This is a genomic window from Flavobacterium kayseriense (genome assembly GCF_014305095.1).
GTDB classification, from domain to species: Bacteria; Bacteroidota; Bacteroidia; order Flavobacteriales; family Flavobacteriaceae; genus Flavobacterium; species Flavobacterium kayseriense.
Map to the genome: position 1 here is coordinate 22535 of NZ_JACRUI010000004.1, position 14068 is coordinate 36602.

At 32.3% G+C, this 14068-nt stretch carries 16 protein-coding genes; 8 read left to right on the forward strand and 8 right to left on the reverse strand.

The genetic code is table 11. The features are described 5' to 3' along the window. Both H8R22_RS11455 and H8R22_RS11460 read left to right on the forward strand, forming a co-directional pair. Window positions 1–963 carry an L-threonylcarbamoyladenylate synthase gene (locus H8R22_RS11455; RefSeq protein ID WP_187010526.1) on the forward strand — a complete coding sequence of 321 codons (963 nt, stop codon included), beginning with the start codon at window positions 1–3 and terminating at the stop codon, window positions 961–963. A 1-nt stretch (window position 964) separates the two neighbouring features. Continuing rightward, window positions 965–1933, forward strand: a complete 969-nt coding sequence (locus H8R22_RS11460) for a sodium-dependent bicarbonate transport family permease (protein WP_187010527.1) — start codon at window positions 965–967, stop codon at window positions 1931–1933. Here H8R22_RS11460 and can read toward each other — a convergent pair. From can to H8R22_RS11475, 3 genes are all read right to left on the reverse strand, one after another. Next, window positions 1930–2565 (reverse strand): carbonate dehydratase, encoded by a 636-nt coding sequence (gene can, locus H8R22_RS11465; RefSeq protein ID WP_187010528.1) that lies wholly within the window; start codon window positions 2563–2565, stop codon window positions 1930–1932. The two genes, H8R22_RS11460 and can, sit on opposite strands and share 4 nt — an antisense overlap. A gap of 25 nt (window positions 2566–2590) precedes the next feature. Beyond that, window positions 2591–4225, reverse strand: a complete 1635-nt coding sequence (locus H8R22_RS11470) for a SulP family inorganic anion transporter (protein ID WP_187010878.1) — start codon at window positions 4223–4225, stop codon at window positions 2591–2593. Window positions 4226–4729: 504 nt separating this feature from the next. Beyond that, complete coding sequence (locus tag H8R22_RS11475) at window positions 4730–5203, reverse strand: Dps family protein (protein WP_187010529.1); 474 nt, start codon at window positions 5201–5203, stop codon at window positions 4730–4732. Window positions 5204–5299: 96 nt separating this feature from the next. Between H8R22_RS11475 and H8R22_RS11480 the strand changes: the two genes are divergently transcribed. Beyond that, entirely contained in the window at window positions 5300–6241 is a 942-nt protein-coding gene (locus H8R22_RS11480; protein WP_187010530.1) for a LysR substrate-binding domain-containing protein, read from the forward strand. A gap of 54 nt (window positions 6242–6295) precedes the next feature. Here H8R22_RS11480 and H8R22_RS11485 read toward each other — a convergent pair whose 3' ends face one another. The 3 genes from H8R22_RS11485 to mnmD form a co-directional block, all read right to left on the reverse strand. After that, window positions 6296–6505 (reverse strand): hypothetical protein, encoded by a 210-nt coding sequence (locus H8R22_RS11485; protein ID WP_187010531.1) that lies wholly within the window; start codon window positions 6503–6505, stop codon window positions 6296–6298. Window positions 6506–6682: 177 nt separating this feature from the next. Further along, window positions 6683–6880 carry a hypothetical protein gene (locus H8R22_RS11490; protein ID WP_187010532.1) on the reverse strand — a complete coding sequence of 66 codons (198 nt, stop codon included), beginning with the start codon at window positions 6878–6880 and terminating at the stop codon, window positions 6683–6685. Between the two features lie 148 nt (window positions 6881–7028). Then, window positions 7029–7700: a tRNA (5-methylaminomethyl-2-thiouridine)(34)-methyltransferase MnmD gene (mnmD, locus tag H8R22_RS11495; protein WP_187010533.1), complete on the reverse strand. Its 672-nt coding sequence runs from the start codon at window positions 7698–7700 to the stop codon at window positions 7029–7031. A gap of 302 nt (window positions 7701–8002) precedes the next feature. Here mnmD and H8R22_RS11500 point away from each other — a divergent pair, with 302 nt between their 5' ends. Further along, window positions 8003–9073 carry a branched-chain amino acid aminotransferase gene (locus tag H8R22_RS11500; RefSeq protein ID WP_187010534.1) on the forward strand — a complete coding sequence of 357 codons (1071 nt, stop codon included), beginning with the start codon at window positions 8003–8005 and terminating at the stop codon, window positions 9071–9073. A 59-nt stretch (window positions 9074–9132) separates the two neighbouring features. On the opposite strand, the gene H8R22_RS11505 is transcribed toward H8R22_RS11500, so the two are convergent. Continuing rightward, window positions 9133–9519 carry a pyrophosphohydrolase domain-containing protein gene (locus H8R22_RS11505; RefSeq protein WP_187010535.1) on the reverse strand — a complete coding sequence of 129 codons (387 nt, stop codon included), beginning with the start codon at window positions 9517–9519 and terminating at the stop codon, window positions 9133–9135. Window positions 9520–10193: 674 nt separating this feature from the next. On the opposite strand from H8R22_RS11505, the gene H8R22_RS11510 reads away from it, so the two are divergent. From H8R22_RS11510 to H8R22_RS11525, 4 genes are all read left to right on the forward strand, one after another. Beyond that, entirely contained in the window at window positions 10194–11378 is a 1185-nt protein-coding gene (locus tag H8R22_RS11510) for an SRPBCC family protein (protein WP_187010536.1), read from the forward strand. A gap of 64 nt (window positions 11379–11442) precedes the next feature. After that, on the forward strand, window positions 11443–11985 hold the full coding sequence (locus H8R22_RS11515) for an RNA polymerase sigma factor (protein ID WP_187010537.1): 543 nt from the start codon (window positions 11443–11445) through the stop codon (window positions 11983–11985). Window positions 11986–12018: 33 nt separating this feature from the next. After that, a complete protein-coding gene (locus H8R22_RS11520; protein ID WP_187010538.1) occupies window positions 12019–12447 on the forward strand; it encodes a hypothetical protein in 429 nt (142 codons plus the stop codon). A 49-nt stretch (window positions 12448–12496) separates the two neighbouring features. After that, entirely contained in the window at window positions 12497–12946 is a 450-nt protein-coding gene (locus H8R22_RS11525; protein ID WP_187010539.1) for a sensor of ECF-type sigma factor, read from the forward strand. A 42-nt stretch (window positions 12947–12988) separates the two neighbouring features. Here the strand turns inward: H8R22_RS11525 and H8R22_RS11530 are convergent, their stop codons facing one another. Beyond that, complete coding sequence (locus H8R22_RS11530) at window positions 12989–14053, reverse strand: sialidase family protein (RefSeq protein WP_187010540.1); 1065 nt, start codon at window positions 14051–14053, stop codon at window positions 12989–12991. Window positions 14054–14068: the final 15 nt, after the last annotated feature.

Here is a 14068-nt window from a genome sequence, read left to right on the forward strand (position 1 = left end):
ATGATTAAAACTTCTACATCAATACAAGACGCTAAAAATATTCTTGAACAAGGAGAATTAGTAGCTATACCTACTGAAACCGTTTATGGCCTCGCTGGTAATATATACAACGAATCTGCTATTAGTAAAATTTTCGAAACAAAGAAGCGTCCTTCTTACAATCCTTTAATTGTTCATATTGACTCTATAGAAAAGCTAGACCACATTGTTTCTGAAGTTCCTGAAAAAGCAAGAGTATTAGCAACAACATTTTGGCCTGGTTCATTAACATTAGTTTTAAAGAAAAAGGACACCATTCCAGACCTTATAACAGCTGGTAAAAACACTGTTGCAGTGCGAGTACCAAACCATCCGCTTACTTTGGCACTATTAAAATCATTAAACTTTCCGCTTGCGGCACCAAGTGCAAATCCGTTTGGATCAATTAGTCCTACTACAGCAAACCACGTCGCGGCCTACTTTGAATCTACTGTAAAAATGGTTCTAGATGGTGGCGCTTGCGCTAATGGAATAGAGTCTACTATTATTGGCTTTGAAGAGGGTGAAGCTATTTTATACCGCTTAGGAGCGATTTCTGTCGAGGAAATTGAAGCTGTAATTGGACCTCTTAAAAAACTTTTAAAAAATGACACTGCTCCGCAAGCTCCAGGAATGCTTTCAAGACATTATGCTCCACATACAAAAATAATTTTATCACATGATCTACAGTCGACTGTACGAGAATATGAAAATAAAAAAATAGGAATTATTAGCTTTACTAAAAGCGTTTTTCCTAATCCTATGATGGTCGTGGAAGTTCTATCTGAAAGTGGAAGTTTAAAAGAAGCCTCTAAAAACCTATATGCCGCCATGCATCGCTTAGACAATTTAGACCTAGACATTATTATCGCCTCCTACTTTCCTGAAAATGAATTAGGGAACTCAATCAACGATCGCTTATCACGCGCAACAAAAACAAAATAAAATGAACTTAAATCTACTTTTAGATAATCTAACAAATCCTGCATTACTCTTTTTTTTATTAGGTATCATAGCCGTTAGATTAAAAAGCGATTTAGAAATTCCTCCAAATTCCTCCAAATTTATTGCTCTATACCTCCTATTCTCCATCGGATTCAAGGGTGGACAAGAATTAGCCCACAGTAATTTCAACTTAGAAATTGTTTGGTCGGTATTATTTGGAATAGGAATTGCTACAGCGATACCTTTCTACTCCTATTTTATTTTACGACGAAAATTTAACAGCTACGACTCGGGTGCGATTGCGGCTGCTTACGGATCAGTAAGTGCAGTGACTTTTGTAACTGCTGCGAGTTTTTTAGAAATTCAAAGTCAAGAATTTAGTGGACATATGGTTGCCGTAATGGCATTAATGGAAGCACCAGCAATCATTATAGGCGTAATTTTAATTCGGCTTTTTAATAAACAACAGGAGCCCAAAACTACTTTACTATCATTAGTAAAACATTCCTTTACAAACGGTAGCGTCTTATTAATCTTGGGTAGCTTAGTGATAGGTTTTTTGGCTAGTGAAGAGCAAGCAATGGGTATAAAACCATTTACAACAGATATGTTTAAAGGTTTTTTATCAATTTTTCTGCTAGATATGGGTATTGTGAGTGGACGAAAACTTCAGGATTTCATCAAGAGCGGTTGGTTTGCCGTACTTTTTGCAATTGCTATTCCACTAATAAATGGTTGTATTGTTGCCCTATGCAGCCATATGATAACTGACTCTATTGGTAATCGCTTTATTTTTGCCATTTTGGCCGCTAGTGCTTCCTATATAGCAGTTCCAGCTGCTTTAAAAATAGCCGTTCCTAAAGCTAACCCGGGTTTGTACTTGCCAATGGCATTAGCAGTTACATTTCCCTTTAATATAACTTTAGGAATGCCTATTTATTATTCTATAATCTTAGCTACGCTATCTTAGAATTTTAGTTGGTAAACTTCGTCTAGATCAGCATTAGAACTCATATTCACCTGCAAATCTGTAACATAACCTGAATTTAATCCATATACCCAACCATGAACCGTTAAGTCCTGACCATTTCTCCAGGCTCCTTGAACAATAGAAGTTTTAGATAAATCATAAACTTGTTCTTTTACATTTACTTCTACAAATGTATTAAAGCGTTCTGTTAGGTCTTCGATTGAATTCAAATAATTTTCGTGCAAACGATAAACATCTTTAATATGTCTAATCCAGTTATCGATAATTCCAATAGAATCATTACCCATAGCTGCTTTTATACCACCACAACCGTAGTGACCACAAACTATTACATGCTTTACTTTTAAAACATTAACAGCATAATCTAAAACACTTAACATGTTCATATCAGTATGAACTACCATATTCGCAATGTTTCTATGCACAAAAACTTCTCCTGCCTTAGCGCCTATAATTTCATTTGCCGGTACACGACTGTCAGAACAGCCAATCCACAATAAAGGTGGATTTTGACCCACAGATAAATCTTTAAAAAAGTCTTTATCCATTGCTAATTGCTCCTCAACCCAAACTTTATTATTATCTAATATTTTCTTATAAAAATCGCTCATTGTGTTTAATTTTAAATTATACTTTTTACTCTTTAGTTGTAACTATTTTCCTCTTCAAAGCATCGTAATGCTCTACAGTAACTGATTTTTTGAAAGGCTCTGAATCCTCAATATTATACGCCTTTTTAAACCCCGTTAATTTCACCTTAATATTTCTTTCTCGAGATTGAATTTGCTTAAAATCATTAATTAAGTCTAATACATCATGAGCAATATAGGCAGTTTCTCTAGCGTTAATAACCACTTTTGAATTATCTGGAAGATCGGTTAAGGTAGATTTTATAGCAGCTTTGTTTAAGAAAGAAACTTCTTGTGCTAAGTCAATATGAATGATATCTCCATCATGATATTCCTCTTTTCTAAAACTATAGGCTCTTTTTGAATTTCCTATTAAAATAAAAATAACGTTGATTACTAAACCAATAGCAACACCTTTCAATAGATCTGTTAGAACAACAAATACAAAAGTAGCAAGAAAAGGAATAAATTGATAAATTTTATCCTTCTGCCAAAAGTGTTTCAAAGTCTTAGGATTGGCTAGTTTATAACCTACTAATAATAGAATTGCTGCTAAAGTTGCGTATGGTATTTTATTTAAAATTGTAGGAATTGCAAAAACACTCACCAAAAGAAAAACACCGTGTATTATTGCAGATAGTTTTGATTTTGCACCAGCGGCGTTATTTGCAGATGTTCTAACAACTACTGATGTCATAGGTAGACCACCAAGCATTGCACTGATCATATTACCTATACCCTGTGCTTTAAGTTCAACATTCGTATCAGTAAAACGTTTCTGACTATCCATCTTATCTGCTGCCTCGATACACAATAGAGTTTCAATGGAAGCTACGATCGCTATGGTAAAACCTACAACCCAAACCTTAGAATTTGTAATTGCTGAAAAATCAGGTAATACAAAAATAGCTTTCAACTCGTCAAAACTCTCAGGTACTGGCAAGCTTACAAGGTGATCTTTGCTAATGGTGAAGCTACTTCCTGTTTGAATGAAATATTCATTAAGCAAAACACCCACTACAACAGCAACTAAGGCTCCTGGCACTACTTTTAATGACTTTAAAAAGGAAACTTTATTCCACAATATCAAAATCGCAAGCGATACCGCTGTTACTATTATTGAACCGACCTGGAAATAATCAAAAATCGAGAATAACTCCGTAAATGTATTTTCCCCATTAATCTGAGAAAAGGCTTGGTCACCCTCAAAATCAGAATCTAATCCAATGGCGTGCGGAATTTGTTTTAAAATAATGATTAGACCTATACCGGCTAACATTCCTTCTATAACGTTACTAGGGAAATAATTAGATATTGTTCCTGCTTTTAAGAAACCTAATGCCAATTGTACTAAACCTGCTATAAAAACGGCTAATAGAAGAATATTAAATGCCCCTAAATCTGATATTGCGGTTAGTATAATTGCTGTTAAACCTGCTGCTGGTCCTGAAACACTCAAATGCGAAGTACTTAAGTACCCCACAACAATACCTCCAACGATACCAGAAATAATACCTGAGAACAACGGTGCTCCAGAGGCTAAAGCAATTCCTAGACACAGAGGAAGAGCAACTAAAAAGACAACTAAACCCGATGCAAAATCGGATTTAAAGTCTGAAAAAAGATTGAATTTTTTTGACATGATATGTAATAACATTAAAAAATGATTAGCCTACATTTTTGACAACGGAAGCTCTAGTACCCATTTGGGCTCACAATTATGTATTACACTAAATTTGGAGGTGGAGAAAAAATAATTCTTGATATTTTATCATATTTTTTCAAAGATGCAAAATGTATCTTGGTTGTCTTGGCAATTATGCGTTCGGCAGCCATTGATTGAAAAAGATTTACATATGTAAAGTTAACGACTTGTTTCTTGACGTGTTCTTCCTCGGAAACGTTAAAAAACATGGACGTGTTAGCAGACTTATCTATAGCTGTCAGGATTGCTGGCGTAGATAAAAAAGCTATAAATAAGAATAAAAAAAGGCGCGCTATTACTTTCATTACCTGCAAAAATAGGTGATAATTCACTTAAACAACACAATGCTACAATTTTTTTTAGTAATACAAAAGAGATACCATAAAAAAAGTCGCGAAGGATAATTCTATCTTCGCGACTTTTTTCTTTGAAGAAGTTACATTATTCCTCTAACCATGCCTGCATCATCCAAATTGTTTTTTCCTGCTCTGCAATAAAATCACTCATCATTGCATTAGTACCTTCATCATTTATATCGCCCGATGCATTTAATATTTTACGTTCCATTTTGAGTAAATGAGATAAAGAATCAACAATTAAATTAATAGCTTCTACATCAACTGAAACATTTTTCCCAACTGCTAACTCATTATTTTTAATATAATCTTCAAAAGTATGTAAAGGCGTACCACCTAAAGTCAAGACACGCTCAGCAATCATATCAATTTTTAGTTGAGAGTCATTATACAACTCTTCAAACTTTACATGCAAATCAAAAAACCGTCTTCCTCTAATATTCCAATGAATACCTCTTAAATTTTGATAATAAACTTGAAAATTACTTAAGAGTGCATTTAGTTCTGTTACTATTACTTCTGATTCTTTTACGGGTAATCCTAAAATATTGTTTTTCATAGTGCTCTTTTTACCAAATATACGCACGAAAGATTGCTTTTAGCCTATAAAACAAATTGATTGTTTTTATATTTGTATCAGAAATTACTATAAAACATGACAATCACACAACTTAAATATGTATTAGCTGTAGCTGAATACAAAAATTTCACCCTTGCAGCAGAGAAATGTTTTGTTACTCAACCGACTTTGAGCATGCAAATTCAAAAAATTGAAGAGGAGTTAAGTATTCAAATATTTGATAGAACAAAGAAACCAATACAACTTACAGATATAGGTCAGAAAATTGTAACACAGGCAAAAAACATTGTTAACGAGGCAGATCGTATACAAGACATAGTAGAACAGCAAAAAGGGTTTATTGGTGGTGAATTTAGATTGGGTATAATTCCAACCATTATGCCAACACTTTTACCTATGTTTTTAAATAATTTCATTAAAAAATATCCAAAGGTAAAGCTCATCATCGAAGAGCTAAATACTGACGAAATAATAAAAAAACTTAATAATGGCCATTTAGACGCGGCCATTGCTGCTACACCTCTACTTGAGGAAAAAATTAAAGAGATAGTATTGTATTTTGAACCATTTGTTGCCTATATTCCTGAGAACCATCATTCTTTTCAAAAAAAGGAAATTGAAATAAACGATTTAAATGTTGACGAAATTTTATTACTACAAGATGGTCACTGCTTTAGAGATGGTATCCTTAACCTGTGTAAAAACAGTAACAATAGTGATAATAATCATTTTCAAATTGAAAGCGGAAGTTTTGAAACGCTCATAAAACTAGCTGATGAAGGTCTTGGTACCACATTATTACCCTACTTACATACGTTAGACTTAAAAGAATCGGATAAAGTTAAATTGCGCCATTTCGTAGAACCCAAGCCAGCAAGAGAAGTAAGTCTTATTTTCCCTAAAAGCGAATTAAAAATACAAATTATTGATGCACTGAGAAGCACTATCGCAGGAGTAATTAAAGGAGCGATCGTTTTTCAAAATGTTCAAATAATAAGTCCTTTACATAAGAAATAAAAAAACTTGACATAAGAAATAGAAAAAGGGAATCTAAAATTAGATTCCCTTTTTCTATTTCTTATCTTCTTTAATAACTACTAAAATGCATTCTTTGAGTTCTGGTTTCTCCATAGTAAAAAAATTGAGCCAATTCCTCAGGTGCTCCATCTCGTATGGAAGTAAATTTTTAACAGCTTTTTTAAGTTCTTTGTTGAAAAGATCAGGGTTAAAACTTACTCTTTCAAGAACCGTCTTAGTATAATCATAAATCATTCTCGCCATAACCAACAAATTTAAAGTTATTATTTAATAATCATACGTAAATGTATAAACTCTCTGTAAAAGTACAATATAAAATACCGTTAAAAAACACAAAATACCGTTAAAATGCCATTTTTCATATTTTTAACGAGAATAGTTTGCAAAAAAAGAACCCTTGATTAGGATTCCTTTTTATATTTATGAAGCTACAATTAGTAAACATTGTTTTAATTCTGGTTTTTCCAATGTAAAACTAAAAAGCCATTCTTTCAATTGTTCCATTTCATATGGTAATAAAACATTTATAGCTTTCTCTAATTCCTTACAAAAAAGTACAGGATCAAAACTAACTCTTTCCAGAATTGATTTTGTGTAATCAAACATGACTTTTGACATAATTAATTAAGTTTAATATTTAGTTTTAAGTTTTCTTAGTTTTTTGTAAATCTACATTTTTTACAATTACAACCTTATTTTTTAACTTAATTTTTACTTTTATATTGCATTAGGTGTACAATAAATTCTTGAAATAGGTGACAAATAATTACTCCACTACACCTTTTGTAGCTCTAAACATCTCTCTTTTACCTGGTGGCCCTGCTAATTTTTCTACGGTAAAACCAACCTCAATCATACTTCGTTTCACAACACCTCTAGCGGCGTAGGTTACTAAAATCCCATTGGGAGCTAATGCCTCATACATTTTTTTAAAAATAAGGGTACTCCAAAGCTCAGGTTGTACGCGGTAACCAAAAGCGTCAAAATAGATTAAATCAAAACTACCTTTGTCTTCAATGTCATGAAAAAACTGTTGCCTTTTACTTAAATAAAAGTTTTCATCGATTCGTATTTTATTTCCCCATTCACTTTGATGCATCAAATCAAACAAGTCTCTTTTGTTTTCAGCCTTTAATTCCTCAACATAATTCATTGCTTTCAACTCTTCTGACGTTATGGGATAAGCCTCTACTCCAACATAATCAATGACTTGATTAAATTTGCTACTCTGTAAATAGGTAATAAAGGCATTTAATCCTGTACCAAAACCAATCTCAAGAATGGAAATACTTTTGTCTTTAAACAAGGAGAGTCCGTTTTTGATAAATACGTGTTCTGCCTCTTGAATTGCACCATGTTTAGAATGATAACATTCATCCCAATCTTCAATATGTATGGTTGTCGAACCATCTAGGGTTTGTATAATTTCTCTTTTCAAAATATAAAATTCTTCTTAAAGGTTTATTCCTTTTGCTTAATACTCGCATCCAGTGATCAAAATTAATACAATTACATGTAAATAATTTAATTTAACTGAATTTTTCGCAAAAATATCACAGTTTAACGTCTATTTTAAAAAAAACAAATAAATCACATTTAAATGGATGTTTCCTGTTTTTTTAGTAATGAATTCATGCTTTTTTGTTTAATTTTACGCCAAATAAAGAAGTTAATTACATTAAACTGATTTTTATTGACGACAATCGTACTAAAAATCAAAACAATATAAAATAATACATTATGAGCACCACTCAAACCATTAAAATTGACATTGAAAAAGCGGCCAAAACAAAAATCAATGAAGTCGATTTTGAAAACTTACAATTTGGATCTGTTTTCACTGATCATATGCTGGAATGTGATTACAAAAATGGACAATGGCAAACTCCTGTTATAAAGCCTTATGCGCCTTTTTTATTAGATCCATCAGCAAGAGTTTTTCATTATGGTCAAGCTATTTTTGAAGGAATGAAAGCCTACAAAGATAATAATGATGCTGTTTGGCTTTTTAGACCCGATGAAAACTACAAACGTTTTAACAGCTCTGCAGCGAGAATGGCGATGCCTGAGGTACCAGAAGCTATTTTTATGGAAGGACTAAATCAAGTTTTAAAAATAGATAACGATTGGATTAAAAAAGGAAAAGGAAGTTCGATGTACATTAGACCCTTCATGATCGCAACAGGGACAGGTGTAATGGCAAATCCTTCTGAAGATTATAAATTCATGATCTTATTATCACCTGCCAAATCATATTATTCTGGTGAAGTAAAAGTTCTTATTGCAGAACATTTCTCTAGAGCAGCAAACGGTGGTATTGGAGCTGCGAAAGCTGCAGGAAATTACGCTGCACAGTTTTACCCAACAACTTTGGCTAACAAGCAAGGATTTCAACAAGTGATTTGGACTGATGATTCTACTCATACCAAATTAGAAGAAGCTGGTACGATGAACGTGTTCTTTAGAATTAATGACACTTTGATGACTGCTCCCACAAGCGAGAGAATCTTAGATGGTATTACTAGAAAAAGTTTGATTGACTTGGCAGTAAAAGAGGGAATAGAAGTAGACGTTCGTTCAGTATTAGTGTCTGAGCTTGTAGAAGCAGCTAAAAACGGATCTTTAAAAGAAATTTTTGGCGCAGGAACGGCTGCGGTTGTAAATCCTATTGCTGGTTTCTCTTATAAAGAAGTGTATTACGAACTTCCCAAAATTGAGAATTCATACGCTAGCCAACTTAAGGAAAAATTAACAAATATTCAGAACAAGTTGGCCGAAGATACTTTTGGTTGGACAGTTCAAGTACAATAATTAGTACCTATATAGTAAAAAGCGATTTCCTCACAGAAATCGCTTTTTTTTTGTAAAAATTATTTACCTAGTATTTTTGAAAAATCTGGTTTAAAATAATTGGGACCTTTCATTACTTTACCATCTTCACGGTAAATAGGATTCCCGTCTATATCTAACTTACTCATATTACTACGTTGTATCTCATCAAAGACAGCTTCGATTTTATCTTGCAACCCATGCTCAACGATAGTACCACACAAAATATACATCATATCACCTAATGCGTCTGCTATTTCTACTAAATCGTTATTATTTACAGCCTCTAGATACTCCTCATTTTCCTCCTTCATTAAATCAAAACGAAGCTTGTTTTTATTTTTACCTAAATCGGCTTTTGGGGTCTGACTGTACCCAATTTTAAAGGCAGTATGAAATTCCTTTACAGCGTTTATTTGCTTTTGCATAAATATATTAATTGAGTAAATGAAGTAGCAAAATAGTAAGTATTATTAAACAATTGCCTATTTTTGCAGTAAAATTTTCAAATTATGTTTAGTCTAGGTCAATTATTATTTGCAGGTGCTTTTTTCATTGCTTTCGTAATAGCCATGGTGTTTTCTTATCGCAAAGATATTGGGACACACAAACAGTTTTACAAAGGCAATTATAAAATTTTGATTGGTTTTTTTATTTTTATTGGAATCTTATTCGTGATTAAAATCTTCTTCAAGCGTTAGTTTTAATAAAATTAGCTCACAAAACCTAGTTCCTATTTTAACATTAGTATTTTAAATACAGTATTATTTATCACAAAACAGGAATTCAAAGATAGTTTTGATGATTAATCAATTTGCCTTAGCGAAAGAAAAAAATATTTAACTTTTAATTCAATAGTGTGAAGTGCTTTTTCATTTCTATAATTAAGTCTTACCCTAATCGATACAACGCTGGAAAATAATACTTTACATTTTAACTATGTATTTACCATTACTTCTTTTGATAACTACTTAAGATGACATTTATTATAAATGATGAAGGATAGTTATTTGAAACAATTAGCAAATCCATAAAACACCTAGAGTTTGTTTAGAATATTAATAAAATTTCTAACTTTACCGCACCTAACAATTCATTTATTATGAGAATATTAAAGTATCTCTTCCTTTTATTTTTACTAAGTTTAGTTGCGCTATCCATTTTTATAGCTACACAAAAAGGTGAATTCTTAATTGAAAGAAGTAAAATAATAAATTCGTCTACCACATCTGTTTATAATTATGTCAACGATTATCGCAATTGGGAAGATTTTGGAACTTGGTCTGATCAAGATCCTGAAATGAAGTTTAGATACCCAGAAAACACTTCAGGTAAGGGAGCTTCCTATAGCTGGGAAGGAAAAGAGGGTGCTGGTAATATGGTAACTCTTTTTACAAAAGAAAACGATAGTATTGCTCAAAGAATGAATTTTGATGGCAATACGTCAACAGTAAATTGGAAATTTAAAGACACAATTGGAGGAACAAAAGTAACATGGAGTACGAAAGGCAAAATGGATTTTTTCTTTAAAATATACAGTGCCTTGAACGGTGGAGTTGACAAAGTAATTGGTACAATGTATGAAAAAAGCCTAGTAAACCTTGATAAGAATTTAGTTTACGAAATTAAAACATTCTCTATTAAAGATGATGGACTGGTAACTAAACCGCAATTATATTACGTAGCACAAACCTTTACAAGTGAAATTTCTAAAATAAATAAAAATTTCAAAATAGTTGTTCCCAAGATTACCTCTTTCTGTGCTGACAATGATATTAATAGTAATGGAAATCCTTTTATTATTTATCACAGTTACGACACTATTTTAGGATTAGCAAAAATATCAATAGCCCTTCCTATTGAGAGCGAAATTTTTCTAAGCGCCGGTAGCGATATCAATTCAGGAAAATTAGTGAATTTTGAAGCAGTTAAGGTAACGCTTACTGGTGACTACTCCCACACGAAAAAGGCCTACGACAAAGCACTAGCTGTTTTAAATCAAAAACAAGTACAAAGAGACCCTAAATATGCTTTTATAGCTATGTATAAAAAAGGGAGATCAGAGGTTAGAAATCCATCAAAATGGATAACTGAAATCTATATTCCATTGCTACCAAAAGTGCAACCGGTTAGGGAGTACATACCATCACCGCAAGCTTCAACTGATTCAGCAGCAAGTGCTGAACCTTTGCCAGCTAAAAATAGTGATCCTGCAAAAGCGAAGAAAAAAGTGGAATCAAAAAACACTATAGCCCCTAAGGCGATCGAGGAAGAATTTGAATTTTAATTTTTTTACAAATTTCAATTAAACCAAATTCATAAATTCTACTCTAATAAAACAAACCATAGTCTTGCAGGAAGAAAAAGAATTTATAAAACAGTTATTAAATCCAAAAACGCAAAATCAAGCGTTTCAAAAACTCTTGTCTGATTATCAAAAACCATTGTATCATCATATCCGTACTATTTTAATAAATCATGATGACACTGATGATGTCCTTCAGAATACATTTATAAAAATTTTTCAAAATTTAAAAAATTTTAAAGGTGAAAGTAAGTTATTTTCTTGGATGTATCGTATTGCAACAAATGAATCTTTGACTTTCTTAAATCAAAAAGCAAAAAAAGGAGGAACAACCTCTGAAGCAGTTCAAAATAAAGCAATTGATAACTTAGAAGCAGATGTTGATTTTGATGGAGATGAAATGCAAATAGCTTTTCAAAGAGCAATAGCTACTTTGCCAGAAAAACAGCAACTTGTTTTTAAAATGAAATACTTTGAAGAATTGAAGTACGAACAAATATCAGAAATTTTAGGTACTTCAGTTGGAGCATTAAAGGCATCTTATCACCATGCGGTGAAAAAGATCGAATTAATTGTAACTACTGGTTAAACCTTTTCTAAATAATACAGTCTTATTAGTAACATGAAAGAATTTAAATTAGATAACAGTCCAAAAATACAATCAGGCTTTAAAGCTCCTGATGATTATTTTGAAACTTTCGCCCAAAATTTGATACAAAAATTACCTCAAGAGGAAACAAAAGTTGTATCAATTTCACAGAGGCGTAATATAGTAATGCTGCTTGTTGCCGCTATAGTGGCTATAGCACTTATAATTCCTATTATCAACACTCCTGCTCCATTATCAAAAGAGATTGATGGTGTTACCCTTGAAAATTACTTAAGCTACCAATCAAATATTAATCAATTTGATTTGATAGATGCTTTAGACGAGGACGATATTAATTCTATAAAAACGAATGTAGCATTAGATGATAACTCATTAGGAAATAATACTATTGAAGACATACTTGTCACTAATGGAAATCTCGAACAGTTATTGTTAGAGTAAATTAAAAAAAAAAAAGATTATACGCTATTATATTTAAATTTTAAACACAATGAATATCAAACAAATTCTTCCGATATTGTTATTGCTTACCTCATTTAGCTTTTATGCTCAGAGCTCGAATATTAAAGATAAAAAAGAACAAATCAAGTCCTTAAAAGTATCTTTTTTAACCGCTGAATTGGATTTAAGCACAAAGGAAGCTGAAAAGTTTTGGCCAATCTATAATACTTTCGATGACAAACAATTCGAAATTAGACACCAAAAAATGAGGACATACAAAAGCAGAATAAATGATGACGCTCTTGGTAAAATGACCGAAAGAGATGCAAGTACCCTATTGAATCAAATAGAAAATAGCGAAGAAGAGCTTTTTAATCTGAGAACTAAATTTTCAAATGATTTAAAAGAAGTCTTGACCGCCGTTAAAATTCTAAAACTTAAAAAAGCGGAAGAAGATTTTAATCGTAAGCTATTACAACAATACAAATCAAAAAAATAACAGAAACAAGAAGCCTAATTCTCAAAAAGAATTGGGCTTTTTTTATTTTAAAAATTGAATTCGAATCATTTTATTTTTACCTGCTGCAATTGCTGTATGATTATCAATAAATCGTAAGGTATAAAGTGATGTATCCTTAGCCAACTGCTTCCAAGTTGAACCACTATCTGATGAATAAAACAAACCCGAAGCGCCAACGCTTACCAAACCTTTTCCATCACTTTTAGGAACGTATTGCACACAAGATGCATATCCAAAACCTTCATTTTCTGCAATTAGCTGCCATGTTTTACCTCCATCCGAAGTGATAGCTTTATTCCCGAAATTCTGTTGTAGCTTAGTATAATCACCTCCTGCAATGAAGCCAATTTTAGCATCATAGAAATCAGCCGTAAATATTCCGGTCATTGCTTGCCCCTGAACTATAGGTGTTTCATAAACCGTCCAAGACAGTCCTTTGTCTGGAGAATAAAACACTCGCGATTTCACACCCCCTGATACAATCCAAGTATGATCTCTCTTTATAATAATGTTAGTATTACTAGCGGCAAAAGCAGCTTCTCCCGCAACAACTTTAGGAAGGATATCAGCAGGGAGTTTATTCCAAGTAAGACCTCCATCTCTGGTGATGATAATTGATAAAACATTGTTTGTTGGATCCCCCATAGCGATACCTTCATTAGTATTCCAAAATTGCATACTATCATAAAAAACTTTCTCATGATTTTCTTCGTATACGATCGTGGGTTGCAAGCTCGCTTTATCAATTTTGTAAAGGAAAGCTGGATTTCCCACATTAATAAAAAAAATATTTTTGACGTTCTGAGCTATACTTCTAAACTCCAAATTGAGAGAATCTCCTTGAATCAAACTTTCTTTCTTTTCATTCTTATCTAAATCATAATATCCAAATTTAGACCTATTGGCGGCGTACCAAATTTTATTTGCATCAACTACTATCGCTCTAATACTACTATTATCTTGAAACAAAGTATCAATTTTTACATCATTAAATTGATTACCACCTTTTGTATTTTGACCTACTATTGCGGTTTGAAAAGAATTGAAAAGAATAAAAACAGCAACAATCCGATAGAAAATTTTCATAGCTAAAAGTATTAG

What these genes read in the sequence shown, in the direction of transcription:
- H8R22_RS11455 (WP_187010526.1), top strand. Translation starts at nt 1, where the DNA reads ATGATTAAAACTTCTACATCAATACAAGACGCTAAAAATATTCTTGAA.
- H8R22_RS11460 (WP_187010527.1), top strand. Translation starts at nt 965, where the DNA reads ATGAACTTAAATCTACTTTTAGATAATCTAACAAATCCTGCATTACTC.
- can (WP_187010528.1), bottom strand. Translation starts at nt 2,565, where the DNA reads ATGAGCGATTTTTATAAGAAAATATTAGATAATAATAAAGTTTGGGTT.
- H8R22_RS11470 (WP_187010878.1), bottom strand. Translation starts at nt 4,225, where the DNA reads ATGTCAAAAAAATTCAATCTTTTTTCAGACTTTAAATCCGATTTTGCA.
- H8R22_RS11475 (WP_187010529.1), bottom strand. Translation starts at nt 5,203, where the DNA reads ATGAAAAACAATATTTTAGGATTACCCGTAAAAGAATCAGAAGTAATA.
- H8R22_RS11480 (WP_187010530.1), top strand. Translation starts at nt 5,300, where the DNA reads ATGACAATCACACAACTTAAATATGTATTAGCTGTAGCTGAATACAAA.
- H8R22_RS11485 (WP_187010531.1), bottom strand. Translation starts at nt 6,505, where the DNA reads ATGGCGAGAATGATTTATGATTATACTAAGACGGTTCTTGAAAGAGTA.
- H8R22_RS11490 (WP_187010532.1), bottom strand. Translation starts at nt 6,880, where the DNA reads ATGTCAAAAGTCATGTTTGATTACACAAAATCAATTCTGGAAAGAGTT.
- H8R22_RS11500 (WP_187010534.1), top strand. Translation starts at nt 8,003, where the DNA reads ATGAGCACCACTCAAACCATTAAAATTGACATTGAAAAAGCGGCCAAA.
- H8R22_RS11505 (WP_187010535.1), bottom strand. Translation starts at nt 9,519, where the DNA reads ATGCAAAAGCAAATAAACGCTGTAAAGGAATTTCATACTGCCTTTAAA.
- H8R22_RS11510 (WP_187010536.1), top strand. Translation starts at nt 10,194, where the DNA reads ATGAGAATATTAAAGTATCTCTTCCTTTTATTTTTACTAAGTTTAGTT.
- H8R22_RS11520 (WP_187010538.1), top strand. Translation starts at nt 12,019, where the DNA reads ATGAAAGAATTTAAATTAGATAACAGTCCAAAAATACAATCAGGCTTT.
- H8R22_RS11525 (WP_187010539.1), top strand. Translation starts at nt 12,497, where the DNA reads ATGAATATCAAACAAATTCTTCCGATATTGTTATTGCTTACCTCATTT.
- H8R22_RS11530 (WP_187010540.1), bottom strand. Translation starts at nt 14,053, where the DNA reads ATGAAAATTTTCTATCGGATTGTTGCTGTTTTTATTCTTTTCAATTCT.